The following is a 24,944-nucleotide window of genomic DNA, read 5'->3' as shown; positions in this document are numbered from 1 at the left end:
GATGATTTTAATAGCAGATAGCGGTTCTACAAAATGCGATTGGTTTTTGTATGAACTAACAAGTAACAAGGTTGTTACTAGGTTAAGAACAGAGGGAGTTAATCCTTCGGTTTTAAAAAAGAAACACATATATGAAATTCTTAAAAGCAGTAAAGAATTAGAAACATATAAAAGTGCAATAGATTCTATTTTTTTTTTTGGTGCAGGCTGCAATAACGCCAAGGCAGAAAAAAAAGTAAATGAAGTTTTTAATAAATTTTTTCCACATTTATCAAAAACAGTAATAAAAGAAGATTTAATGTTGGCTGTTTTGTCAGCGTCACAAGATCCTTCGGTGGTATGTATTTTAGGTACAGGTTCTAACTGTTGTTTTTATAACGGAACAACAATAGAACAAAAGGTTAAAGCCATGGGATATGTTTTGATGGATGAAGGAAGTGGTAATCATTTAGGAAAAGAAATTTTAAGAAGTTATTATTATCAAGAGCTTCCTGAAGATTTAAAGTTTTCGTTAGAAAAAGAATTTAATTTAAAAAACGATAAGGTATTATCGAAGCTTTATGGCTCTAAAATGCCTAATAAATATTTAGCAAGATATGCACGTTTTTTATTCGAAAATATAGAGCATCCATATGCTAAAAACATTATAACCTCTTGTATAACCGAGTTTATAGAAAAACAGTTATCAAAATATAAAGAAGAATTAAAAGAGGTTCCTTTATTTTTTATAGGTTCTGTTGGGTATCATGCAAAAGAGATTATAAAAGAGGTTTTAGAAGAAAAAAAGATGAGAGTACCCGAAAATTTTATTCGAAGACCATTAATAGCATTTATACAAGCTATAAAAGAAGATAAATTATTTTTAAAGAAGCTTGGGTAATTAATAACATTCAGTTGATTAAGCTTTGTATTTAAAATGAGTAAATTTGATATTCATATTATGGGAAAAATAAAAAAAATAGCAGTCATGACTTCAGGAGGGGATTCTCCTGGTATGAATGCGGCAATTAGATCGGTAGTAAGAGCTTGTGCTTATTATCGTACTGAATGTATGGGTATTTACAGAGGTTATCAAGGATTAATAGAAGGAGATCTAGTTCCTTTTACAGCGCGTAGCGTAAACAACATTATTAATAAAGGTGGTACGATCTTAAAATCTGCCAGATCAAAAGATTTTAGAACCAAAGAAGGTCGCTTAAAAGCTTATGAAAATTTAAAAGAAAATAATGTTGATGCTTTAGTGGTAATTGGAGGAGATGGTTCGTTTACTGGAGGTGTAGTTTTTAATCAAGAATTTAACTTTCCAATTATTGGTATTCCTGGTACAATTGATAATGATATTTCAGGAACAACACACACTATTGGTTACGATACGGCCTTAAACACAGCTGTTGAAGCAATTGATAAAATTAGAGACACCGCATCATCACATAACCGATTGTTTTTTGTCGAAGTGATGGGGAGAGATGCAGGTTTTATAGCCTTAAATGCAGGTGTTGGTGCTGGTGCAGAAGAAATACTAATACCTGAAGAAAATTTAGGACTTGAAAGAATGCTTGAATCTTTAAAGAAAAGTAGAAGAACAGGTAAATCATCAAGTATTGTAGTGGTTTCTGAAGGAGATAAAACAGGAAAAAATGTTTTTGAATTAGCGGATTATGCTGAGAAAAATTTAACAGAATACGAAGTAAGAGTTTCTGTTTTAGGACACATGCAAAGAGGTGGTGCTCCTACCTGTTTCGATAGAGTTTTAGCAAGTAGATTAGGAGTAAAAGCAGTAGAGCTTTTACTAGATGATCAAACAAATTTAATGGTTGGTTTACAAAATAATAAGGTGATTGCTACCGATTTAGAAAAAGCAATAAAAGGACAAGATAGTATTGATACAGAGCTGTTAAGAGTCTCAGATATCATGACTACATAATACTGAAAAATTAAAATAATAAATATGATTAAAATTGGAATTAACGGATTTGGTAGAATAGGTAGAATCGCTTTTAGAGCAGCAATTAACAGAGATAATGTTGAGGTTGTTGCAATTAACGACTTATTAGATGTTGATTATTTGGCATATTTATTAAAATATGATTCAGTTCATGGTCGTTTTGATGGAGATATAGCTGTAAAAGATGGTCAATTAGTAGTAAATGGAAAAGAGATTAGAGTAACTGCCGAAAGAAATCCAGCAGATTTAAAATGGAATGAAGTTGGGGCAGATTATATAATCGAATCTACAGGATTCTTTTTAACTCAAGAACAAGCAGGTTTACACATTAAAGGAGGTGCTAAAAAAGTATTTATCTCGGCGCCATCTAAAGATGCTAAAATGTTTGTTATGGGGGTTAATCACACCGAATTAAAAAAGGAAGATACGGTTGTTTCTAACGCTTCTTGTACTACAAATTGTTTGGCACCTTTATCTAAAGTTTTACACGAAAATTTTGGAATAGTTGAAGGATTAATGACAACAATTCACGCTGCAACTTCTGGACAGGGAGTGGTAGATAGCCCAAATGGAGATAGAAGACGTGGAAGATCGGTTTTAAATAACTTAATTCCTGCATCAACAGGAGCTGCAAAAGCAGTAACAAAAGTAATTCCAGCCTTAGAAGGTAAGTTAACAGGAATGGCGGTTAGAGTACCTGTTGCTGATGTTTCTTTAGTTGATTTAACATTTAAAACTGATAAATCAACATCTTTAGAAGAAATTAAAAAAGTATTAAAAGAAGCTTCTGAAGGAGAATTAAAAGGAGTTTTAGGTTATACTGAAGATAAAGTAGTTTCGCAAGACTTTGTATCAGATGCAAGAACATCAATTGTAGATGCTGATGCTAGTTTAGAGCTAAATAGTAACTTTTTTAAAGTTATATCTTGGTATGATAACGAATTTGGATATGCAACAAAAATTGTTGATTTATTAGAGTATTCTGCATCTTTGTAGATAGTTATTTGTTTGAATGAAAAAACCTGATAGTTTTTAAAAGCTATCAGGTTTTTTTTATTCGGATAAGTTTTATATTTGTGAAACCCTTTTTTTAAGAAAAACTGCATTTTTTTTTAATTAAAAACGACAAATAATATTCAAAATAATATAAAACAATGATCAAGATAGGTATTAACGGGTTTGGAAGAATTGGTAGATTAGTTCTTCGCTCAGTAATTGATAGAGAAAATGTAGAAGTTGTAGGAATTAACGATTTGTTAGATGTAAATTATTTAGCTTATTTATTAAAATACGATTCTGTACACGGACGTTTTAAAGGTGATGTAGCAGTAAAAGACGGTAATTTAGTTGTAAATAAAAAAGTGATTAGAGTTACTGCAGAGAAAAATCCAGAAGATTTAAAATGGAACGAAGTAGCGGCTGAATATATTATAGAAGCAACTGGTTTTTTTACAGATAAAGATAAGGCAGCATTGCATATTAATGGTGGGGCCAAAAAAGTACTTATTTCAGCGCCATCAAAAGATGCTAAAATGTACGTAATGGGTGTAAATCATAAAGAACTAACAGCCAACGAAAATGTTATTTCAAATGCTTCTTGCACAACAAATTGTTTGGCACCGATAGTAAAAGTAATTAACGATGCTTTTGGAATGACAGAAGGATTAATGACAACTGTTCATGCAGCTACATCAACTCAAAATACAGTTGATGGGCCAAATAAAAAATGGAGAAGAGGGCGTTCGGTAGTAAACAATATCATTCCAACATCAACAGGAGCAGCAAAAGCAGTAACAAAAGTAATTCCGCAGATGGAAGGGAAATTAACAGGAATGGCAGTTAGGGTTCCTGTAGCAGATGTTTCATTGGTAGATTTAACTTTTAAAACAGCAAAAGCTACATCGTTAAAAGAAATTATGGCAACTTTTAAAGCCGCTTCAGAAAATGATTTTAAAGGTATTATTGGATATACTGAAGATGAAGTTGTTTCTCAAGATTTTGTATCAGAAACAAGAACATCTGTAATTGATGCTGATGCTAGTTTAGAGCTGAATGAAAACTTTTTTAAAGTAATATCTTGGTACGATAATGAGTACGGATATGCAACTAAAATTGTTGATTTACTAGAGTATTCAGCTTCTTTATAACGAAAAAAATAATTTTAATTTAATATTAATTCCCGTTTATAGCGGGAATTTTTAATTAATTTTATGCTTATGGAAATAGCAATTATAGCACATGATGGAATGAAAGCAGAAATGGTTCAGTTTTTAAATGAACATAAAGCCATTTTACTTCAAAAAAAGATAGAATTAATTTCTACAGGAACTACGGGATCGAAGGCCGAAAAAGCGGGTTTTAAAGTTACTAAATTTTTATCAGGTCCTTATGGTGGTGATGCGCAAATAGCAAGTAGAGTTGCCGAGGGTTTGTGTAATATGGTGTTGTTTTTTAGGGATCCGCATGAAAAACATCCACACGAACCAGATATAACAATGTTGTTACGCTTGTGCGATGTACATGATGTTCCTTTAGCTACAAATCCTGCGACAGCAGAATTATTAATGAAGGCTATTTAATTAAAAAAATCCATACCTATTTATAAGGTATGGATTTTTTAATATTATTTAAGTTGTGTACTTATTTTATTGCAATCATGCTAATTTCTACATTTACAAATTTTGGTAAGTTAGCAACTTCAACAGTTTCTCTGGCAGGTGCAGTTTCTTCATCAAAATATTGAGCATAAACGCTGTTTATTTTCGAGAAATTATGCATGTCAGAAATAAAAATAGATGATTTTACTACATTTTCGAAAGTCATTTCAGCGGCAGCTAAAACTTCTTTCATATTTTCCATTACTTGGGTAGTTTCGGCTTCAATAGAATCCATTACTAATTCACCGTTTTCAGGATTTATAGCAATTTGACCAGAAGTATATAATGTATTTCCGCTTAAAATAGCTTGATTGTATGGGCCAATAGGAGCAGGAGCTTTGCTTGTAGTAATTATTTTTTTCATTCTTTTTTTTGATTTTAAAAGTTATTCTTATTTTTTTTTAGAATAAAACTCTATCTGGCGGTTTATTTTTATCCCATTTTAAATCACTTAATACTGATGATTTTACCCCAATAAAAAAGTTGTAAGAAGAGTTTATCCCAAAAGGTGTCCAATTAAAATTTAAACGCCAACTATCTAAATCCCTTGAAAAGGAAAGTCGAGTATACGTAAATGCATTGTCTTTAATATCGTAACCAGAAGAAAATCCGACTTTCCATTTAGGAGACAATTCTACGTCTCCACTAAACATTAAAGAGTTACTACCAACATTGCTTTCTAGCCCGTCATTAGAATAGTTTATGGCATAGGCTAAATTTAAAGTCCAAGGTATTTTAGCTTTGTATAGTTCGGTTTTTTTAGTTTTATTTTCTTCGTTTTGTTTACCGTTGCTAGCAAAATCATTTGTTGTCGACATGTTTTGACCAAAAAGATCTGGAGTATCTTGCGCGCCATTACCTCGCTTGCTTTTAGCTTCGTCTTTTTCACCTTCTTTTTTCTTTTCAAAATCTTTGCTAGATAATGAGTAATTGGCGGTAACATTAAAATTTGTAAGCCTTAAAATACCATCGTTAAATTTATTTATTCTTTGCCCTTTGCTATTAACTTGGTAAGGATCAAAACTAGCATTTACGTTTAAGGCTAGTTTATCTTTAAAAAGACGTGTACCTGCATTTGCGTTTAAAGGACTCCAACGTAAACTATCGGCAGCAATATTATAGCTTGTACTAAAATTTAAGTTATTAAGAATGGTTATTTTTTCATCTTCTTCGTCACTGTCAGGATCTTTAGGGGCAACTTTAGCTTCTAAAACATTGTTAACAGAAATACCGATAGAATTTGAAACTCCACTTCCTGGTGTACCATATATCGCTCCTTCAAAAGGCGAATAAGTAAGTAAATCGGTAGGGTCTGAGTTTTGCTGAACTGTTAAATCGTATTTTTCTGCAAAATTAGGTCTATATCCGTAAGAAATAGATGGTCTAATTGTATGTCGTATGGCTTTTAATCTACCTTTTTTAAAATTAAAAGTTCCATAAACATTTGTAGATAAAGAAACGCCTAAATTGTATTCGTTAAAACGATTAAAGCCGCTAATGGTGTCGTTTACGGTTCCGCCTATATTACCATTTGAATTTACCAAAGTCGGATCGTATTTTTTATTGATTTTATCAAAATACCAAACTTCTTTATAACTAACACTTGGTGACAAAGTAAAGTATTTAAAGGCTTTTAAGTTTGTATTAGCGCTTACATTATGCTGAATTCCTTTTTTAGCAGTATTAAACATTTTTTCGGTAAAAAACTCATCATCAGTAGTGTTTATTTGGTATTTACCTTGCATGCTGTAGTTTAATCCTATTTTTTGAATAGGATTATTTTTAACACCAGATTTACCTGCAAAAGGGTAAATTCTATCCATATTTAATTGTAAAGACGGCAGTGTCATTGTTATTTGTTCGGTATTGGTGTTTTGAGAATGTGTTGCGGTAACATTCATATTAAAAGGAGTACCAACAAATTTTTTGTAATACGAGATAGACGAACTTAAGGTGTTTGTTAAAAACTGAGAGTTGTTAAATTCATTTAAAGATTGTTGATAATATTTACTACTACCAAGATTAACAGAAGCAGAAAAACGAGAGTTTGGACTTGCTTTGGCGTCTTGACTATGGCTCCAACGAATATTAAAGTTTGATGATTTATTATAATCACTTAATCCTCTAATTCCTCTAATAATGTTTTCGTACCTAACGCTAAAATTTCCGTTAAATTTATAACGCGCATTATAGCTAGAACTAGCATTTAAACCCCAACTACCATTGGTATATAAATCGGTTAAAAGTGTTAAATCAAAATAATCACTTACCGCAAAATAATAACCTCCGTTTTGTAAAAAGAAACCTTGGCTATTACTTTCTCCCCAAGACGGAATGATAAAACCAGAGGTTCTTTTATCTGTTAAAGGAAAATATGCAAATGGTAAATATACCGGTGTGGGTACATCAGCCAAAACTAAATTGCTACCACCAACAATTATTTTTTTACCTGGAATTAATTTTGCTTTGTTTGTTTGAATATAATAATCAGGATTTTTCTTTTTAGAAGTTGTAAAACGCAATCGACGCATATATATGGTAGAATCGTTAACACGTTTGGTTTTTTCACCATAAGTAATAATTCCTCCCTGAACCGTTTTTACACCGTAAACTAAAGCTTTTTTTGTTTTGAAATTAAATAAAATAGAATCTTGTTCAGATTCTTGCTCACCTTGTTTAAAAACGGGTCTTTGATGGTATCCTAAACTATCTTTTATACCTTTAGCATAAACAGTATTATTTTTATAATCAAGAACAATAATACCAGCTTTTAAATCAATATCAGTATAAGTTACTTGTGCATTATTGTATAAAGTAACCGTTTTATTTTTTGCGTTTTGTATAGTATAATCTTCCGCATTGTGTGTAATAATTCCGTCAATAACCTCTTTAGGTTTGATAGAATCTTTAGTTTGCTTTAATTTTTCTCCTTTTTTTAAATCAACCAAAGTGTCCTTTGAAGTATTTAAAATAGGTTTTTTAACCGCCTTTTTAGAAGGGATTATTTGTTTACCAAAATCTTGTGCTACACTTATTTGAAAATAAAAAAGGTAGAAAACTAAAAGTATGTAAGTTAGATTTGTTCGCAATGTTATAAATACTATTTTTGTGTTATATTTAAAAACTTTGGCGTACTGTTTAAATGCCTAAATATAAAAAACCAAAAATAGTTAAATTTTATTGATGCAATTCTTAAATTCTCTTAAATATAATCTTATTAAATCATCTTTTTTATTTTCAATCTTATTGTTGACTTTAATGGGGTTTTCAACAACCATTTTAGCTCAAAAAAAATACACAGTAGTTCTTGATGCAGGGCATGGAGGAAAAGATTCTGGAAATATAGGAAATGGTTATAAAGAATCTAAAATAGCCTTACGTGTAGCATTAGATGTAGGAAAAGAACTACTAACAGCAAGAGATGTAAATGTAGTATATACAAGAAAAACAGATAATTTTGTAGAGCTACACAATAGAGCAAAAATAGCAAATGATAAGAAGGCAGATTTATTTGTGTCTATTCATTGTGATGCCTTTACAAGGTCAGATCCGCACGGAGCAAGTACTTTTGTTTTAGGATTAAATGGAAATAAAGAAAATTTTGAAATATCAAAACGAGAAAACTCGGTAATTTTATTGGAGGATAATTATAAGCAAAATTATGATTATGATCCTAATTCACCTGAGTCTGTTATTGGATTATCTGTACTTCAAGAAGAAAATTTAGACAATAGTTTAGGAATCGCAAGTTTTGTACAAAACAATTTTGTTGCCTTAAAAAGAAACAATCGAAGAGTAAAACAAGCTAATTTTTTAGTGTTAAGAGAAACTGTAATGCCAAGTGTGTTAATTGAATTAGGTTTTTTAACAAATAAAAATGAGGGTAAATTTTTAAACACAAGAGCAGGACAAATAAAAATGGCAAAAGCAATTGCCGATGCAATAAAAAAATACATAAAAAGGTTAAAGTTAAATACAGTTAAACAACAAACTGTAGCTAAAGTTAATGTAAGTAAACCGCCAGTAAAAAAAGTAGTTCAGCCTACAAAAAGTATTACAGTTGTAGGTAAAAAAATATTACCTAAAAAGAAAGTAATACCTACACCAAAAACAAAAGAACCTGTAAAAAAGGTTGTGGTTAAAAAAGAACCATCTAAGGTAGAGTTTAAAGTGCAAATTGCAGCTTCAAGAAAACGATTAAATGAAAATAATTTTGATTTTAAAGGTTTGCAAGGTGTTAATATGATGATGATTGATGATTATTATAAATATTATTACGGTAATTCTTCTAGTTTTACAGAAGTAAAAAAGAAATTGTTAGAAGCCAGAAATGCAGGTTATACAGATGCATGGGTTGTTGCTTTTAAAGGAGGAAAAAGAATTTCGATTAAAGAAGCGCTGAAAAACCGTTAATTTAAAGGGTTTCTATATTTACTCACAAAATTATTACTATTTTCGTACTATAATTTTTTTATAATGTCAAAAGAACTTAAAACAGGTGTTGTTGCAATAGTAATTATAGCCATGTTTATTTGGGGATTCAATTTTTTAAAGGGTCAAGATTTATTTAAAGGTGATGGAAGGCACTTTTTTATAGAGTATAAGAATATAAACGGATTAAATAAAGCCAGTTTAGTAACTATTAATGGTTTAAAAGTTGGTAAAATTGATGATATTTCATTTAAATCAACTCCAGGAAGTAAAGGCGTTTTACTGGTTGAAATTTCTATAGATACAGAGTTTAAGTTTTCTAAAAATAGTATCGCTAAAATTTATTCTGCCAGTTTAATGGGAGGACAAAATTTAGCAATTGTACCCAAATATGATGGTGAAATGGCTGTTTCGGGAGATTATTTAGAAGGAGAAGTAGAATCTGATATTTTTTCTTCAGTAGGAGAAAAATTAAATCCACTACAATCAAAACTACAAAGTGTATTAGTTAAAACAGAATTGTTTTTATCTGGAATGAACGAAGTTTTAGATGAGAAATCACGCAAAAGTTTAAATAGAAGTATTTTAGGTTTAGAGAGTACCATTACCGATGTTCGTAAAACATTATCATCAGTAAATGATATTATGGTTAACAATAAATCAAACTTAGACGCTACGTTAACCAATGCAAAAAATATTACTGATAATTTTTCGAAAGTATCTGATGATTTAGCAAAATCTGATTTAGGAGCAACGGTTAAAAAATTAGAAACGACTTTGGCTAGTGTAAATAGTTTAATGACGGATGTGAAAAGCGGAAAAGGTACATTAGGTAAGTTAATGACCGACGATAAAATGTATACGAATTTAACTAAAGCATCAAAAGAATTAGAAGAACTTCTTAGAGAGGTAAAGTTGAATCCAAAACGATTTATGCATTTTTCATTATTTGGGAAAAAAGCAAAACCTTATAATGAAGAGACAAATAAAAAAAATATAAGCAATAAGTAAGCTTTAATCAATATCAACTAACAAAAACAATAATTAAAAAACGATGGAAAAATATTTACCAAACATCATATTTGCATTTATTTTAGTTGCAGGAATAGGATATTTTGTAATGAATGTTCGTAAACTTATTAGAAATATCAAATTAGGAAAAGATATTGATAGAACTGATAGAAAGGCTGAACGTTGGAAAAATATGGCAAAAATTGCTTTAGGGCAATATAAAATGGTACGTCGTCCAGTTTCAGGAATTTTACATGTTGTAGTATATGTAGGTTTTATTTTGATTAATATTGAAATGTTAGAAATTGTTATTGATGGGTTATTTGGTACACACCGCGTTTTTCAACCCATCTTAGGAGATACCATTTACGGATTTTTAATTGGTAATTTTGAAGTTTTAGCAACATTGGTTTTTGTGGCTGTTATTATTTTTTGGCTGCGTAGAAATATTGAAAAAGTAAAACGTTTTTGGAGTAAGGAAATGACGGGATGGCCTAAAAATGATGGAAACATTATTTTGTATTTCGAAATGGTATTAATGTCATTATTTTTAATAATGAATGCTACCGATGTTCATTTTCAAGAAGCAGGAGTTGGTAATGTAATTTCTCAATTTATAGCGCCATGGTTTAATGGTTTTTCAGTTGAAGAGTTACATATTATTGAAAAAGCTGCTTGGTGGTTGCATATTGTAGGAATCTTAATTTTCTTGAATTACCTGTATTATTCTAAACATTTACACATATTATTAGCTTTTCCAAATACATTTTTTGCAAATTTAAAACCAAAAGGACAGTTTAATAACTTAGAAGCGGTTACAAATGAAGTAAAAATGATGATGGATCCAGATGCTGATCCGTATGCGATGCCAGAAGAAGGAGCTGAAGATGAAGAGCCAGCAAAATTTGGAGCTTCTGATGTTACTGATTTAAATTGGGTACAATTAATGAATGCTTATACGTGTACAGAATGTGGGCGTTGTACTTCATCATGTCCAGCAAATTTAACAGGTAAAGAATTATCGCCTCGTAAAATTATGATGGATACTCGTGATCGTTTAGAGGAAGTTGGTAAAAATATGGATGCAAACAATGGTGTGTTTGTAGATGATGGAAAGCAATTATTAAACGATTATATATCTCCAGAAGAATTATGGGCATGTACAAGTTGTAATGCTTGTGTACAAGAATGTCCTATAGGTATCGATCCGTTATCAATTATAATGGAAATGCGTCGTTATTTAGTGATGGAAGAATCTGCGGCTCCACAAGAGTTAAATATGATGATGACTAACATCGAAAATAACGGAGCACCTTGGCAATACAGTCAACAAGATAGATTAAACTGGAAAGACGAATAGTTAGTTTAGTTAATCAAAAAAAGTAAAAAGAAGCATATCAATTAAAAAATATAAAAAGATGAACGTACCAACAATGGCAGATATGATGGCTCAAGGAAAACAACCAGAAGTGTTGTTTTGGGTAGGAGCAGCAGGAAGTTATGATGATAGAGCCAAAAAAATTACCAAAGCGTTTGTAAAAATATTGCAACTAGCAAATGTAGATTTTGCGGTGTTAGGTACCGAAGAAAGTTCAACTGGCGATGCTGCAAAAAGAGCAGGAAATGAGTTTTTGTTTCAAATGCAAGCAATGACTAATATTGAAATATTAAATGCTTACGAAGTAAAAACAATTGTTACTTGCGATCCGCATTCATTTAATACTTTAAAAAATGAATATCCAGAATTAGGAGGGAAGTATAACGTATATCACCACACACAATTTATTAGTAAATTGATAAAGGAAGAGCGTTTATCAATTAACGATGCTAATTTAAAAGGAAAACGATTAACATATCACGATCCATGTTATTTAGGTCGTGCAAACGATGTGTACGAAACACCGCGTCAATTAATTAAAAGATTAGGTGTTAAAATGACCGAAATGAAGCGTAGTAAATCTACCGCTTTATGTTGCGGTGCAGGAGGAGCACAAATGTTTAAAGAGCCAGAAAAAGGCGCTATGGATATTAATGTATTGCGTACAGAAGATGCTTTAGAAACCAATCCGCAAATTATCGCAACAGGTTGTCCTTATTGTAATACCATGATGACGGATGGTGTGAAATTTAAAGAAAAAGAAGCACAAATTGAAGTAAAAGATATTGCAGAGTTAATTGCAGAAGCAAATAATTTATAAAAAGTAAATTGCTTTTTTAAGTAGGGTTTTTGGTACGGATTTTGTTTAAAGTTATAGCTTAAAACAATTTACGAATATGAAAAAAATATACCTATTAATATGCATACTAGCTGTTTCTTTAATATCATGTGATGATGTTGATGTATCTGCAGATAATAATTTTACAAAAGTAACTTTTAAAGTAACGAGTAATGATGAAAATCATCAAGCAAAAATAAGAACAGTTTTTGCTGAGTCTGGTTTTTTTAAGATTGATAAAACAAATACTGCAAAAAAATTACCTTACGAAAAATCGTATAGTGCAAGTATTAATTTCTCTGCAAGTGCGGCACTTATTTATGAAGACAAATCAGAAGGCACTTTTAAAAATTACATAATTAATGTTGAAATTTTAAGAGACAATGTTTTATATCAAGAAAAAGCATTTACTATTGATTATTTGGGTAAAAAAGTTGATTTTGATGTTATGGTAAATAATTAGTAACAACATAAAATAATTTAAAAGGAAGATTTAGTCTTCCTTTTTTTATGCGTAAAATATTTATCTTTGAGAATTACTTTACAATACATGAAAAATTACATAAAAGCTGCACGTTTAAGAACTTTACCACTTTCTATTTCAGGAATTATAGTTGGGGCATTTTTAGGAAATGCATTTTTAAACACAGGTACTTCTATTTTAGAAAGCTCAATTTTTTGGCTGGCAATATTAACAACTATCGGTTTTCAAGTATTATCAAACTTTGCAAATGATTATGGAGACGGAGTAAAAGGGACTGATGATAATAGAGAAGGCGAAGCACGTATGGTTTCTTCTGGAGCAATTACGCCAAAACAAATGAAAACAGCCATGTTACTTACAGGATTCGTAACTTTAATCGTTGCTTTATTGCTTATTTATGTTTCTTTTGGTAAAGATAATTTTATATACTCCGTAATTTTCTTTTTATTAGGTGTTGCCTCAATAGTTGCTGCAATTAAATATACGGTTGGTAAATCGGCTTACGGTTATAGTGGTTTTGGCGATGTATTTGTGTTTGTTTTCTTCGGATTGTTAAGCGTTGTAGGAACTTATTTCTTGTACACAAAACAATTAAATATAGCTATTTTTTTACCAGCAATATCCGTAGGATTACTATCAACAGCGGTATTAAATTTAAATAATATGCGCGATATAAATAACGATGCAAAAGTTGGTAAAAACACGTTAGTGGTAAAAATTGGAAGTAAAAAAGCAAAAATATACCATTATCTATTAATTATTGGCGCGTTAATAACCGCATTAATTTATACCTTTTTGTATTATAAATCACCATTTCAATTTATATTTTTAATCGCATTTATTCCGTTAATTTTAAATGTGGTAACAGTGTATAAAAACAAAATTCAATCAGAATTAGATAGCGAGTTAAAAAAAGTAGCGTTAAGCACATTTTTATTCGCAATTTTATTTGGTATTGGTCAGTTTTTGTAAAAAAAATAAAGATTCATCATAACATAAAAATTAAAAATAAGTATCAAAAAAATGAAAGCAGTAAAAATAATTTTAGGAATTGTTATTGCATTAACAGTTGTGTTTTTAGCAACAGGTTTAGTTGTAAAAGAAGTTAAATACACCACCGAAATAGAAATTAATAAACCTATAAATGAAGTTTTTGCATTGTTCGAAAATCCAAAAACAATAAAAGAATGGATGCCAGAAATAAAATCGATTGAAACGATTGAAGAAAAAGCAACCAAAATAGGAAGTACTTATAAAATGGTCGTTGAAAACCAAGGGCAAGAAATAACGATGATCGAAAAAATAACGGCCTATAAAATCAATCAAAAAATAACATTTCAGTTCGATTCTAACCAAATGTTAAAAACAGACGATTTTAACTTTTCAAGCAACGGATCTACCACAAAAATAGTACAACACAGCAGTGTAGAAGCTAAAGGTTATTTAATGGGCTGCATGTTTCCGTACTTTAAATCAACCCTTAAAGATTTAAGTTTAGGTTACATGAAAGACTTTAAAAAAATAGCAGAAAAGTAATTTTTTGGGCGTTCGAGCGGGCTTTACATTACAATCTTTTGCTCGTGCCTCACAAAAGGATTTTCATTGCAATCCCTAACGCAAACCAACAGTAGTTTTTAAATGATAAAAGCAGTACACCATAAATATATTTTAAATTTTAAGCAAGCTAGCGGAACTTCTCGCGGAATTTTACGCACAAAAGAAACTTGGTTTATTGTACTTTCAGAAAATAATAAACAAGGTTTTGGCGAATGCGGATTGTTTAGAGGTTTAAGTATTGATGATACGCCAAATTATGAAGAAAAACTAAAATGGGTTTGCAAAAATATTAACTTAGGATTAGAAGTTTTGTTATCAAAAACGATTCATTTTCCGAGCATTCAATTCGGATTAGAACAAGCTTTTTTATCATTAAAATCAGCAAATCCGTTCGAGTTATTTTCTTCAGATTTTACATCAGGAAAACAAAACATCAATATTAACGGGTTAATTTGGATGGGCGATAAGGAGTTTATGAAAAGCCAAATTAAAGAAAAATTAGCAGCAGGTTTTACTTGTATAAAAATGAAAATTGGTGCAATTGATTTTGAAACAGAAATTGATTTGCTAAAATCTATCAGAAAAGAATTTTCATCTCAAGAAATAACATTAAGAGTAGATGCAAATGGTGGTTTTACTCCAGGTAATGCTTTAGAAAAATTAAAACGATTGTCTGATTTAAATATGCATTCAATCGAGCAACCAATCAAGCAAGGGCAATGGCAAGAAATGGCGCATTTGTGTGAAAAAACACCATTACCAATTGCCTTAGATGAAGAGTTGATAGGTGTTTTTACATCCGAAGAAAAAGAAAAATGTATTAAAACAATTAAGCCACAGTACATTATTTTAAAACCAAGTTTGGTTGGCGGTTTTAACGGAAGTGAAGAGTGGATTTCGGTAGCAAAAAAATACCATGTAGGTAATTGGATTACTTCTGCATTAGAAAGTAATATTGGTTTAAACGCCATTGCACAATGGACATATTCGTTAAATACAAAATTGCCACAAGGTTTAGGTACTGGTAGTTTGTTTACCAATAACTTTAAAAGTCCGCTAACTGTTTTAAATGGTGGGTTGCAATACAACCAATCAAAAAAATGGCATTTTAATTTAGATTAACGGTATTCTGAATTTTTTTTCAGAATTTCATCATACTATAACATATGAATTTTATACAACAAGCATATAAAGGAAGTAATGATTGGCCTTATTATTTAGGTGGTATTTTGTTAATAATTTTTGGTTGGCAATTTATAGGAATTGTACCACTAGCGATTACAGGAGTGTTGTATTCTAAAGATTTAGACGAGTTTTCTCGTGCAGCAAATAACAGTTTTATGGGAATAGGAATAAATAAAAATTTGTTTTTATTTTTGATGATATTAATGTTTGCAATCGGACTAATTTTTTTGTTTTTGGCGGTGAAATTTATTCATAAAAGAGCTGTAAAAACACTTGTAACCAGTAGAGAAAAAATTGATTGGAATCGGTTTTGGTTTGGTTTTTTAACTTGGGGATTTCTTGCTGTTGCAATAACTGTTGCGGGCATTTTTTTAACACCTGAAAATTATACTTGGAATTTTAAAGCGATTCCGTTTTTTACATTAGTAATAATATCTTTTTTGTTTTTACCATTACAAACAAGTTTTGAAGAATTGTTGTTTCGTGGGTATTTTATGCAAGGTTTAGGAACTTGGTTTAAAAACAGATGGTTGCCATTAATTATAACTTCAGTAGCATTTGGTTTGTTGCATGGCGCAAATCCGGAGGTAGAAAAATTAGGATACATTTCGATGGTTTTTTATATCGGAACTGGTTTCTTTTTTGGAATTACAACTTTAATGGATGAAGGTACTGAATTGTCATTAGGTTTACACGCTGTAAATAACATTGTGGCTGCTTTTTTAGTAACTACAGATTGGACGGTTTTTCAAACAGATGCATTGTTTATTGATACTTCTGAGCCATCAGTTGGTTTTGAAATGTTTTTGCCTGTTTTTGTCTTGTATCCATTATTGTTACTATTGTTTTCAAAAAAATATGGTTGGACAAATTGGAAAGAAAAATTGTTTGGTAACATTGAAAAACCAGTAATAATTGAATAATAAGCGTTTTCATAAAGACTTTAAGTTAAACGGAACCTCGTTTTCATCTGAAGAAGAGTTAATAGATTTTTCTAAAAATATTTCGAATACTATTGTTCGTTTTTTAACTGATTGGTTTCATACCAACGACTTTGTAATTGTACAAACTTCAGGGTCTACCGGTAAACCCAAACCAATAAAGTTAAAAAAAGAGTTTATGATAAACTCAGCTTTGGCAACAGGTGCTTTTTTTAATTTAAAAGAAAATACATCCGCTTTATTATGTTTGTCTACAGATTATATTGCGGGTAAAATGATGTTGGTGCGTGCCTTAACTTTAGGTTGGAATTTAGATATTGTAAGTACAAATTCAACTCCTTTAAAAGATATAAATAAACGATATGATTTTTCGGCAATGGTTCCGTTACAATTGCGAAATTCGCTGAACGATTTAGATAAAGTAGATACGTTAATTGTTGGCGGCGGTGTAGTTTCTAACGATTTAATTGATGCGATTCAGGCAATTCCTACAAAAGTATTTGCTACTTATGGTATGACGGAAACGATTACGCATATTGCTGTTAAAAAATTAAACCATTTTAGTAGTGGAGTAGAAGTGTCTTTTTACAAAACACTTCCAAATGTAATTATAAGTAAAGACGCTAGAGCGTGTTTAACAATTGAAGCGCCTAAAGTTGCGTCAGAAAAAATTATTACGAATGATGTTGTAACGATAATTTCAGAGAACGAGTTTGAATGGTTAGGACGTTATGATAATGTAATAAATTCGGGCGGAGTAAAATTACATCCAGAGAAAATAGAAGAAAAATTATCAAAAATAATAACGAATCGTTTTTTTGTTGCTGGAGTTTCAGACGATATTTTAGGAGAAAAATTAATAGTAGTTGTAGAAGAAGATGTTACTTCGGATGAGTTGGAGAAGTTTTTATGCTCAAAAATTAAAAATCAGTCATTACTTTCTAAATTTGAAGTGCCAAAAGAAATTTATTTTCTTCCTCAATTTATTGAGACTGAAACAAAAAAAATCCAACGAAAAAAAACGTTGGATTTAATTAAGTTGTAAATGTTTTTTACATTTCTAAAGAATGATATATGTTTTGCACATCATCATCTTCCTCTAATTTTTCTAAAAGTTTTTCAACATCGGCTTGCTGCTCTTCTGAAAGTTTTGTGGTTGTAGTAGGAATTCTTTCAAAGCCAGAAGATAAAATTTCAAGATCGTTTTCTTCTAAATATTTTTGAATAGCACCAAACTGCTCAAAAGGAGCATAGATTAATATTCCGTCTTCATCTTCAAAAACTTCTTCTACATCAAATTCAATCATTTCTAATTCGAATTCTTCTAAGTCCATTTTTAAATCTTCAGCTTTTATTCTAAAGTTACAAGTATGATCAAACATAAAAACTACCGAACCAGAGGTTCCTAAATTCCCATCACATTTGTTAAACGCAGCTCTAACATTAGCTACGGTACGGTTGTTATTGTCTGTTGCAGTTTCAACCACTAAAGCAATACCGTGTGGCGCATATCCTTCAAATAAAGTTTCTTTGTAGTTAGCAGTATCCTTATCTGTAGCTTTTTTTATAGCGCGTGCAACATTATCTTTAGGCATATTTGCAGCCTTAGCATTTTGTATAACGGCACGTAAACGTGAGTTGGTTTCTGGATTAGGACCTCCTTCTTTAACCGCCATAACAATATCTTTACCTATTCTAGTAAATGTTTTTGCCATTGCCGACCAACGCTTCATCTTTCTTGCTTTCCTAAATTCGAATGCTCTTCCCATTTCTGTTAATTATGTTTATCGTGTATTTTTCTATTTTTAAATCAATGTCAAAAATAATTAAACTTGGATAACTCCCAAATTAAATTTCTTTTCAATTGGTGCGTGGTTTGCAGCTTCAATTCCCATAGAGATCCAAGTTCTGGTATCTAACGGATTTATAACACCGTCTGTCCAAATTCTTGCAGCTGCATAATATGGTGAAATCTGATTGTCGTAACGCGATTTTATTTTGTCAAACAATTCTGCTTCTTTTTCAGGTGTAATTTCTTCGCCTCGTTTTTTAAGAGAAGCTGTTTCAATTTGCAACAAAACTTTAGCAGCAGAATTACCGCTCATTACCGCTAAATTAGCACTTGGCCATGCGGCAATTAATCTTGGGTCGTAGGCTTTTCCGCACATTGCATAATTTCCAGCTCCGTAAGAATTTCCGATAACAATCGTAAACTTCGGAACTACAGAGTTACTTACTGCATTTACCATTTTAGCACCGTCTTTTATAATTCCGCCATGTTCAGATTTGCTTCCTACCATAAAACCAGTAACATCTTGTAAAAATACTAGTGGAATTTTTTTCTGATTACAATTAGCAATAAAACGAGTTGCTTTATCGGCAGAATCGTTATAGATAACGCCCCCAAATTGCATTTCACCTTTTTTTGTTTTTACCAACGTACGTTGATTGGCAACAATTCCAACAGCCCAACCATCAATTCTGGCATAACCTGTTAAAATAGTTTGTCCGTAACCTTCTTTATATTGTTCAAATTCAGAATTATCAACCAAACGTTTGATAATTTCTACCATATCATATTGTGCATTTCTTTCCTTCGGAAGGATACCAAAAATGTCTTCTTCGTTTTCTTTTGGAGGAAAAGCTTCTTTTTTGCTAAATCCAGCTTTGTCAGCATCTCCAATTTTATCAACAATAAACTTTATTTTATCTAAAGCGTCTTTATCATCTTTAGCTTTGTAATCTGTAACACCGCTAATTTCACAGTGTGTAGTTGCGCCACCTAACGTTTCGTTATCAATACTTTCGCCAATAGCAGCTTTTACTAGATAACTTCCAGCTAAGAAAATACTTGCGGTTTTATCAACAATTAAAGCTTCATCACTCATAATTGGTAAATAAGCACCACCAGCAACACAGCTTCCCATAACAGCAGAAATTTGTGTAATTCCCATGCTGCTCATTACGGCATTATTTCTAAAAATACGTCCGAAGTGTTCTTTGTCAGGAAAAATTTCATCCTGCATTGGTAAATAAACACCAGCAGAATCTACCAAATAGATGATTGGTAATTTATTTTCGATAGATATTTCTTGCGCTCTTAAGTTCTTTTTTCCGGTAATAGGAAACCAAGCACCAGCTTTTACAGTAGCATCATTAGCAACAACAATACATTGTTTACCGCTTACATAACCCATTTTTACAACAACACCTCCCGATGGGCATCCACCATGTTCTTTATACATGTCTTCCCCAGCAAAAGCTCCAATTTCTATCGCCTTAGCATTATCATCTAAAAGATAATCAATACGTTCGCGCGCAGTTAATTTTCCTTTTTCGTGATGTTTGTCAATACGTTTTTGTCCTCCGCCTAATTTAACTTTGGCAAAACGTCTTCGTAAATCTGATGCTAAAAGTTTATTGTAGTCTTCGTTTTTGTTGAAGTTAAGATCCATTCGTTAGTTATTTGTTTGCGATTGCTAAAGTAAGAAAATCCATTTATAACACAAGGTGTTTAGGTGTACGATTGAATGATATTAGCTATCGTTTTTTCTATTTCTTGATTTCTTTCTTGTTTGATTAAAACACGAGGTTCTGCAATTCGTTCGGTACAATTTTTAACACCACAAGTTTCGCAAGTAATACCCACTGTTTTTTTATTGAAAGTGTCTTTGTCAAAAAAATGAATTTTCTTTTTTAAATGAGGAGAAAGTAGCATACCAATGCTTACGCTTCTGTTATTTTTTTCTTTAAAAGGATCGGAAGTTGCAGCAGACAATACTAAATATTCGTTGTTAGAATTTTCGTAAGAAGATATTTGAATGCCATAAGATGATTTTTTTTCAGGCGATGCTTCTAAGTCTTTAATAGTTTGAATAGAAGTCCACCTTCTGCAATAATGTTCGTTATTTCTGTTGGCATGCGGCGCTTGTTGTTGTGTAATATGTAACTCTTTTGATAATTTAAAAACAGGTGAGTTTTCTTTGTGTGTAAAACGTAAGAAGAACAAGTTTTTTATATTAAAATGCTTTGGTAAAATGTTTGTTAATCGTTGGTAAAATGTTTCGTCAGAGCAGTTGTAGTTTTTGGTAATTTTGTGTAATTGTAATGGTTGCCAGTTTTTTAAAGAGAAAAAATGCGTTAAATTTTTGACAAGGCTTTCTTTAGGAATTATAAGCGCTCCAGCAAAATAAGAAGCAATAAAATTATGTAATACTTGGTCAAAGCTTTCAAATTTAACCCAAGGAAAAGTATAAAGTCTATCTTTTACTTGCATATAATTATAAGCAATCTCTTTGGCGAAAATAAATGTTTTCTGCGCCTCATTTATATCATTATAAATAAGGAGTGTTTTGTTTTTAGGGATGTAGATATTTCTTATTTCTGATAACTTTTGATGTTTAGTTAATTCATCATAATTAATGGTATAGCCGTATTCTTCAATTAATATATCTTCTAAATCTTTAGATTTTATGGGTTTATCTAAATTTACATGGTAAGCTTTTGCAAAAGCGATTACATTGTTTTCAATATCTTCAAAATAATTGTTATGTGCTTCTTGGTATGAGCGTAAAGAGGCTAAAAAGAAGTTTTCTCGTGTTAAATTATAGTTCTGAGAAATTTTTATAATCGTGCTAATAAAGGCGTTAACTTTTGCAGGGGCATTGGCAACAATGTCTATTAAATTACTTTCTTTAATACCAAATAAATCTAACGGAATTTCTTTTAAAACTTTAGATTGTAATATTTCGCCAATTGGGGCTAGGTTTTTATCTAGTTTTAAAGAAACTAAATGATCGTAGGGAACTTCTAATTTTTCAGAAAGTGTTACTATTTTATCTGTTTTCGGATATTTTTTTCCTTTCTCAATTTCGTTTAAATAAGATTTAGATAAGCCCGTTAATTTTGCTAATCCGAAAAGAGATAGTTTTTTATCGGTACGTATTTGTTTTAGTTTTAAACCAAAAACAAGTCTAATATATTCTTCTTCCAAAGTTTTTTATTAAAAGATTCGTAATTCAAAGGTATAAAAATTAGCGAATGAATAAAAATTTGAGTTTTTATAATATTTAGCGAACGTTCGCTTTTTATTTTAAATTGTTTTTTATACTATTGAAGTATCAATAATTAAAAATAAGTTATTATGAGTCAGGATGTTTTGATTAAAGAAATTGAATTTTTAAATTTTAAAGAAGCTATTTATAAAAGTATTTTAACCAATGAAGCGCAAATGTTTTTAATTGAGCTTCATGAAAAATTCAATAAAAAAAGGCTTCAATTATTAGAAGAAAGAGAGATAGATCAAGCTTATTTTAATATGGGAAATTATCCTTCTTTTCCATCAGAAACAAAAGATGTTAGAGAAGGGGATTGGGTGTGTGCAGAATTGCCAAAAGATTTGTTGGATAGAAGAGTTGAGATAACAGGACCGGTAGATCGAAAAATGGTGATAAACGCATTAAATTCTGGAGCAAAAACTTTTATGGCAGATTTTGAAGATAGCAGTTCGCCAACAATTACTAATTTGTTAGATGGGCAAGTAAATCTTCGTGATGCGGTAAATAAAACAATTTCTTTTTATAATGATAAAAAAGATAAAACATATCAGTTAAATAAAACAACAGCTACTTTATTGGTGCGTCCAAGAGGTTTGCATTTAAACGAAAAACATTTTTTAATTGATGGAGTTGAAATGTCTGGTTCATTAGTTGACTTCGGGTTGTTTTTCTTTCATAACATTCGCACTTTAATACAACAAGGTTCTGCAACGTATTTTTATTTGCCAAAATTAGAGCATTATAATGAAGCTAAATGGTGGAATGAAGTTTTTGTATTTGCACAAAACTATTTAAACGTTCCGCAAAAAACAATAAAAGCAACGGTATTGGTAGAAACAATTACGGCTAGTTTTCAGTTAGATGAAATTATATACGAGCTAAAAGATCATATGGCAGGTTTAAATTGTGGTCGTTGGGATTATATTTTTTCATACATCAAAAAATTTAGAAATCATCGAGATTTTGTAGTTCCAAATAGAGATCAAGTAACCATGAAAACACCTTTTATGGAAGCATATTCTTTACGAGTAATACAAACTTGTCATAAACGAAACGTACACGCCATGGGTGGTATGGCAGCTCAAATTCCTGTAAAAAATGATGATAAAGCAAACGAAATTGCTTTTGCAAAAGTGTTAAAAGATAAAGAGCAAGAGGTAAAAAATGGTCATGATGGTACTTGGGTAGCGCATCCAGGTTTGGTACAAGTGGCAATGGATGTTTTTAATAAATCGATGCCAAAAGCGAATCAAATTGATAAAAAAATAACGGATTTATTAATTTCTGAAAAAGAATTGGTTGCCCTACCAGAGGGAACTGTTACTGAAAACGGAATTCGGAAAAACATTAATGTTGGTATTTTATATATAGAATCTTGGTTGATGGGGCAAGGAGCTGCGGCTTTGTATAATTTAATGGAAGATGCGGCAACAGCAGAAATATCAAGAACTCAGGTTTGGCAATGGTTGCATAAAAATGTTGAATTAGAAGATAAACGCGTTTTTAATTCAGCAATGTATCAGCAATTAAAACTTGAAGAAATAGAAAACATTAAAAAATACGTAGGTGACGAAAGATATACAAGCGGAAAATTTAAAACAGCAATTAAATTGTTTGATGATTTAATTTTAAACGAAGAATTTGTAGAGTTTTTAACTTTACCAGCATATCAATATTTATAAAAAAAATCCCCCAAAATGCGGCAACATTTTAAGGGGAAAAGCTATTAATAATTAAATAACTCATTAAAAAACAAACTTATGAAAAATTTAGCGCAAGGAAACTATAGTTCGGCATTAGAAACTGTAAAATCGCTTAAGAAAAAATACGGAGCAACCTGGAATGCAATAACTTCAGAAAATGCAGCGAGAATGATAACTCAAAATCGTTTTAAAACTGGATTAGAAATTGCAAAATATACTGCAGAAATTATGAGAAATGATATGGCAGAATACGATGCAGATTCCTCTAAATACACGCAGTCTTTAGGTTGTTGGCACGGATTTGTTGCACAGCAAAAAATGATTTCGGTAAAAAAACATCATCAAACTACTAGTAAAAAATATTTGTATCTATCTGGATGGATGGTCGCTGCATTACGCTCAGAATTTGGACCATTACCAGATCAATCAATGCACGAAAAAACAGCTGTTTCTTCGTTAATTAAAGAGATTTATGATTTTTTACGTCAAGCAGATGCAATTGAGTTAAATGATTTGTTTAGAAGATTAGAAAATGGAGAAGATGTACAAAATGAAATTGATAATTTCGAAACTCATATTGTACCGATCATTGCTGATATTGATGCTGGTTTTGGTAACGAAGAAGCAACATATTTATTAGCAAAACAAATGATTCAGGCAGGAGCTTGTGCTATTCAGATAGAAAATCAAGTTTCTGATGCAAAGCAATGCGGTCATCAAGACGGAAAAGTAACGGTGCCACATGAAGATTTTATTGCAAAATTAAATGCGATTCGATACGCATTTTTAGAACTAGGTGTTGAAGACGGAATTATAGTAGCACGTACAGATTCTGAAGGAGCTGGTTTAACACAAAAATTACCAGTAAGTCAGGAGTCAGGAGATTTGGCATCTCAATATTTAGCTTTTGTAGAAGCAGAAGAAATTAATATTAATGAAGCAAAAGAAGATGATGTTTTGTTAAAAAGAGACGGTAAATTGGTGCGTCCAGTAAGGTTATCAAACGGATTGTATAAGTTTAAAGAAGGTTCTAATATTGATAGAGTAGTGTTAGATTGTATTACGAGTTTACAAAACGGTGCTGATTTATTATGGATTGAAACACCAACACCACATGTTGGTCAAATAGCAGCGATGGTTAACCGAGTTAAAGAAGTGGTGCCAAATGCAAAATTAGTTTACAATAATTCTCCGTCATTTAATTGGACTCTTAATTTCAGAAATCAAGCCTATGACGAGATGTTTGATAAAGGAGAAAATGTAACTATATATGATAAAAATAACCTAATGGATGCAGTTTACGATGGATCGGAATTATGTAAGCTTGCAGATGAAAAAATTAGAACCTTTCAAATTGATGGAGCAAGAGAAGCGGGTATTTTTCATCATTTAATAACCCTACCAACATATCATACAACAGCACTTCATATGAACGATTTAACTGATGGGTATTTTGGTGAAGAAGGTATGTTGGCGTATGTAAAAGGAGTGCAAAGGCAAGAGATTAGGAAAGGAGTGTCGTGCGTAAAACATCAAAGAATGGCGGGTTCTAATTTAGGAGATGACCATAAAACATTTTTTGCAGGAGACAATGCATTAAAAGCAGGTGGGGAAAAGAACACCTCAAATCAGTTTGAAGTGACTTCTAAAAAGTTAGAAAAAATTGCAGTAGCAGTTTAAAATATTAATAAGATAGGTTTGTAATTGATGGATTATAAATTTTATTTTGAAGTGAAAACTCCAGCAATAGCTGGAGT

At 31.1% G+C, this 24,944-nt stretch carries 22 protein-coding genes; 17 read left to right on the top strand and 5 right to left on the bottom strand.

Annotated elements, in window-relative coordinates; genetic code table 11:
* Nucleotide 1 precedes the first annotated feature (1 nt).
* The 5 genes from ACN5J5_RS01565 to ACN5J5_RS01545 all read left to right on the top strand — a co-directional run bounded on the left by ACN5J5_RS01565 (nt 2) and on the right by ACN5J5_RS01545 (nt 4,524).
* Nucleotides 2–880 (top strand): N-acetylglucosamine kinase, encoded by an 879-nt coding sequence (locus tag ACN5J5_RS01565; RefSeq protein ID WP_418645603.1) that lies wholly within the window; start codon nt 2–4, stop codon nt 878–880.
* A gap of 60 nt (nt 881–940) precedes the next feature.
* Nucleotides 941–1,924, top strand: coding sequence for a 6-phosphofructokinase (gene pfkA, locus ACN5J5_RS01560; protein ID WP_418646522.1), 984 nt, complete (start codon nt 941–943; stop codon nt 1,922–1,924).
* Nucleotides 1,925–1,942: 18 nt separating this feature from the next.
* The gene (gene gap / locus ACN5J5_RS01555; RefSeq protein ID WP_418646521.1) at nt 1,943–2,941 is read left to right on the top strand and encodes a type I glyceraldehyde-3-phosphate dehydrogenase; all 999 of its coding nucleotides are present in this window, start codon (nt 1,943–1,945) and stop codon (nt 2,939–2,941) included.
* Nucleotides 2,942–3,099: 158 nt separating this feature from the next.
* Nucleotides 3,100–4,092, top strand: a complete 993-nt coding sequence (gap, locus tag ACN5J5_RS01550) for a type I glyceraldehyde-3-phosphate dehydrogenase (RefSeq protein ID WP_418645602.1) — start codon at nt 3,100–3,102, stop codon at nt 4,090–4,092.
* 69 nt (nt 4,093–4,161) lie between these two features.
* Nucleotides 4,162–4,524, top strand: coding sequence for a methylglyoxal synthase (locus tag ACN5J5_RS01545; RefSeq protein WP_418645601.1), 363 nt, complete (start codon nt 4,162–4,164; stop codon nt 4,522–4,524).
* 61 nt (nt 4,525–4,585) lie between these two features.
* Here the strand turns inward: ACN5J5_RS01545 and ACN5J5_RS01540 are convergent, their stop codons facing one another.
* Both ACN5J5_RS01540 and ACN5J5_RS01535 read right to left on the bottom strand, forming a co-directional pair.
* On the bottom strand, nt 4,586–4,966 hold the full coding sequence (locus ACN5J5_RS01540; RefSeq protein WP_418645600.1) for a Rid family detoxifying hydrolase: 381 nt from the start codon (nt 4,964–4,966) through the stop codon (nt 4,586–4,588).
* Between the two features lie 37 nt (nt 4,967–5,003).
* Nucleotides 5,004–7,691, bottom strand: coding sequence for a putative LPS assembly protein LptD (locus ACN5J5_RS01535; RefSeq protein ID WP_418645599.1), 2,688 nt, complete (start codon nt 7,689–7,691; stop codon nt 5,004–5,006).
* Nucleotides 7,692–7,860: 169 nt separating this feature from the next.
* On the opposite strand from ACN5J5_RS01535, the gene ACN5J5_RS01530 reads away from it, so the two are divergent.
* The 10 genes from ACN5J5_RS01530 to ACN5J5_RS01485 all read left to right on the top strand — a co-directional run bounded on the left by ACN5J5_RS01530 (nt 7,861) and on the right by ACN5J5_RS01485 (nt 17,472).
* Complete coding sequence (locus ACN5J5_RS01530) at nt 7,861–9,015, top strand: N-acetylmuramoyl-L-alanine amidase family protein (protein WP_418645598.1); 1,155 nt, start codon at nt 7,861–7,863, stop codon at nt 9,013–9,015.
* A 63-nt stretch (nt 9,016–9,078) separates the two neighbouring features.
* Nucleotides 9,079–10,044 carry an MlaD family protein gene (locus ACN5J5_RS01525; RefSeq protein WP_418645597.1) on the top strand — a complete coding sequence of 322 codons (966 nt, stop codon included), beginning with the start codon at nt 9,079–9,081 and terminating at the stop codon, nt 10,042–10,044.
* Between the two features lie 43 nt (nt 10,045–10,087).
* Entirely contained in the window at nt 10,088–11,404 is a 1,317-nt protein-coding gene (locus tag ACN5J5_RS01520) for a 4Fe-4S dicluster domain-containing protein (RefSeq protein WP_418645596.1), read from the top strand.
* Nucleotides 11,405–11,462: 58 nt separating this feature from the next.
* Nucleotides 11,463–12,242 (top strand): (Fe-S)-binding protein, encoded by a 780-nt coding sequence (locus ACN5J5_RS01515; RefSeq protein WP_418645595.1) that lies wholly within the window; start codon nt 11,463–11,465, stop codon nt 12,240–12,242.
* Nucleotides 12,243–12,318: 76 nt separating this feature from the next.
* Entirely contained in the window at nt 12,319–12,723 is a 405-nt protein-coding gene (locus ACN5J5_RS01510) for a hypothetical protein (RefSeq protein ID WP_418645594.1), read from the top strand.
* An 87-nt stretch (nt 12,724–12,810) separates the two neighbouring features.
* A complete protein-coding gene (gene menA, locus ACN5J5_RS01505) occupies nt 12,811–13,716 on the top strand; it encodes a 1,4-dihydroxy-2-naphthoate octaprenyltransferase (protein ID WP_418645593.1) in 906 nt (301 codons plus the stop codon).
* 51 nt (nt 13,717–13,767) lie between these two features.
* Nucleotides 13,768–14,280 (top strand): SRPBCC family protein, encoded by a 513-nt coding sequence (locus tag ACN5J5_RS01500; protein WP_418645592.1) that lies wholly within the window; start codon nt 13,768–13,770, stop codon nt 14,278–14,280.
* Nucleotides 14,281–14,382: 102 nt separating this feature from the next.
* Complete coding sequence (locus ACN5J5_RS01495; protein ID WP_418645591.1) at nt 14,383–15,423, top strand: o-succinylbenzoate synthase; 1,041 nt, start codon at nt 14,383–14,385, stop codon at nt 15,421–15,423.
* Between the two features lie 44 nt (nt 15,424–15,467).
* On the top strand, nt 15,468–16,409 hold the full coding sequence (locus tag ACN5J5_RS01490) for a type II CAAX prenyl endopeptidase Rce1 family protein (protein ID WP_418645590.1): 942 nt from the start codon (nt 15,468–15,470) through the stop codon (nt 16,407–16,409).
* The gene (locus tag ACN5J5_RS01485; protein ID WP_418645589.1) at nt 16,402–17,472 is read left to right on the top strand and encodes an AMP-binding protein; all 1,071 of its coding nucleotides are present in this window, start codon (nt 16,402–16,404) and stop codon (nt 17,470–17,472) included. Before ACN5J5_RS01490 ends, ACN5J5_RS01485 begins: the two co-directional genes overlap by 8 nt.
* Before the next feature lie 7 nt (nt 17,473–17,479).
* On the opposite strand, the gene ACN5J5_RS01480 is transcribed toward ACN5J5_RS01485, so the two are convergent.
* From ACN5J5_RS01480 to ACN5J5_RS01470, 3 genes are read right to left on the bottom strand one after another with little or no spacing between them, the layout of a single operon-like run.
* Nucleotides 17,480–18,196 (bottom strand): YebC/PmpR family DNA-binding transcriptional regulator, encoded by a 717-nt coding sequence (locus tag ACN5J5_RS01480; protein WP_418645588.1) that lies wholly within the window; start codon nt 18,194–18,196, stop codon nt 17,480–17,482.
* Between the two features lie 57 nt (nt 18,197–18,253).
* Nucleotides 18,254–19,882 carry an acyl-CoA carboxylase subunit beta gene (locus ACN5J5_RS01475; protein ID WP_418645587.1) on the bottom strand — a complete coding sequence of 543 codons (1,629 nt, stop codon included), beginning with the start codon at nt 19,880–19,882 and terminating at the stop codon, nt 18,254–18,256.
* 59 nt (nt 19,883–19,941) lie between these two features.
* Nucleotides 19,942–21,420, bottom strand: coding sequence for a helix-turn-helix domain-containing protein (locus ACN5J5_RS01470; protein WP_418645586.1), 1,479 nt, complete (start codon nt 21,418–21,420; stop codon nt 19,942–19,944).
* Nucleotides 21,421–21,570: 150 nt separating this feature from the next.
* Here ACN5J5_RS01470 and aceB point away from each other — a divergent pair, with 150 nt between their 5' ends.
* Together aceB and ACN5J5_RS01460 are read left to right on the top strand one after the other, a co-directional pair.
* A complete protein-coding gene (gene aceB, locus ACN5J5_RS01465; protein WP_418645585.1) occupies nt 21,571–23,166 on the top strand; it encodes a malate synthase A in 1,596 nt (531 codons plus the stop codon).
* 78 nt (nt 23,167–23,244) lie between these two features.
* Nucleotides 23,245–24,867, top strand: coding sequence for an isocitrate lyase (locus ACN5J5_RS01460; protein ID WP_418645584.1), 1,623 nt, complete (start codon nt 23,245–23,247; stop codon nt 24,865–24,867).
* Nucleotides 24,868–24,944: the final 77 nt, after the last annotated feature.

The sequence above is a fragment of the Tenacibaculum insulae genome (assembly GCF_964512435.1).
GTDB classification, from domain to species: Bacteria; Bacteroidota; Bacteroidia; order Flavobacteriales; family Flavobacteriaceae; genus Polaribacter; species Polaribacter insulae_A.
Note: the sequence above shows the minus strand (reverse complement) of the source record. Positions and strands in the feature narration are given on the sequence as shown.

Coding starts and splice junctions, on each gene's coding strand:
- menA (WP_418645593.1), top strand. CDS start 12,811: ATGAAAAATTACATAAAAGCTGCACGTTTAAGAACTTTACCACTTTCT.
- ACN5J5_RS01515 (WP_418645595.1), top strand. CDS start 11,463: ATGAACGTACCAACAATGGCAGATATGATGGCTCAAGGAAAACAACCA.
- ACN5J5_RS01565 (WP_418645603.1), top strand. CDS start 2: ATGATTTTAATAGCAGATAGCGGTTCTACAAAATGCGATTGGTTTTTG.
- pfkA (WP_418646522.1), top strand. CDS start 941: ATGGGAAAAATAAAAAAAATAGCAGTCATGACTTCAGGAGGGGATTCT.
- ACN5J5_RS01530 (WP_418645598.1), top strand. CDS start 7,861: ATGGGGTTTTCAACAACCATTTTAGCTCAAAAAAAATACACAGTAGTT.
- ACN5J5_RS01495 (WP_418645591.1), top strand. CDS start 14,383: ATGATAAAAGCAGTACACCATAAATATATTTTAAATTTTAAGCAAGCT.
- ACN5J5_RS01460 (WP_418645584.1), top strand. CDS start 23,245: ATGAAAAATTTAGCGCAAGGAAACTATAGTTCGGCATTAGAAACTGTA.
- ACN5J5_RS01510 (WP_418645594.1), top strand. CDS start 12,319: ATGAAAAAAATATACCTATTAATATGCATACTAGCTGTTTCTTTAATA.
- ACN5J5_RS01490 (WP_418645590.1), top strand. CDS start 15,468: ATGAATTTTATACAACAAGCATATAAAGGAAGTAATGATTGGCCTTAT.
- ACN5J5_RS01540 (WP_418645600.1), bottom strand. CDS start 4,966: ATGAAAAAAATAATTACTACAAGCAAAGCTCCTGCTCCTATTGGCCCA.
- ACN5J5_RS01480 (WP_418645588.1), bottom strand. CDS start 18,196: ATGGGAAGAGCATTCGAATTTAGGAAAGCAAGAAAGATGAAGCGTTGG.
- ACN5J5_RS01500 (WP_418645592.1), top strand. CDS start 13,768: ATGAAAGCAGTAAAAATAATTTTAGGAATTGTTATTGCATTAACAGTT.
- ACN5J5_RS01475 (WP_418645587.1), bottom strand. CDS start 19,882: ATGGATCTTAACTTCAACAAAAACGAAGACTACAATAAACTTTTAGCA.
- ACN5J5_RS01520 (WP_418645596.1), top strand. CDS start 10,088: ATGGAAAAATATTTACCAAACATCATATTTGCATTTATTTTAGTTGCA.
- ACN5J5_RS01525 (WP_418645597.1), top strand. CDS start 9,079: ATGTCAAAAGAACTTAAAACAGGTGTTGTTGCAATAGTAATTATAGCC.
- aceB (WP_418645585.1), top strand. CDS start 21,571: ATGAGTCAGGATGTTTTGATTAAAGAAATTGAATTTTTAAATTTTAAA.
- gap (WP_418645602.1), top strand. CDS start 3,100: ATGATCAAGATAGGTATTAACGGGTTTGGAAGAATTGGTAGATTAGTT.
- ACN5J5_RS01545 (WP_418645601.1), top strand. CDS start 4,162: ATGGAAATAGCAATTATAGCACATGATGGAATGAAAGCAGAAATGGTT.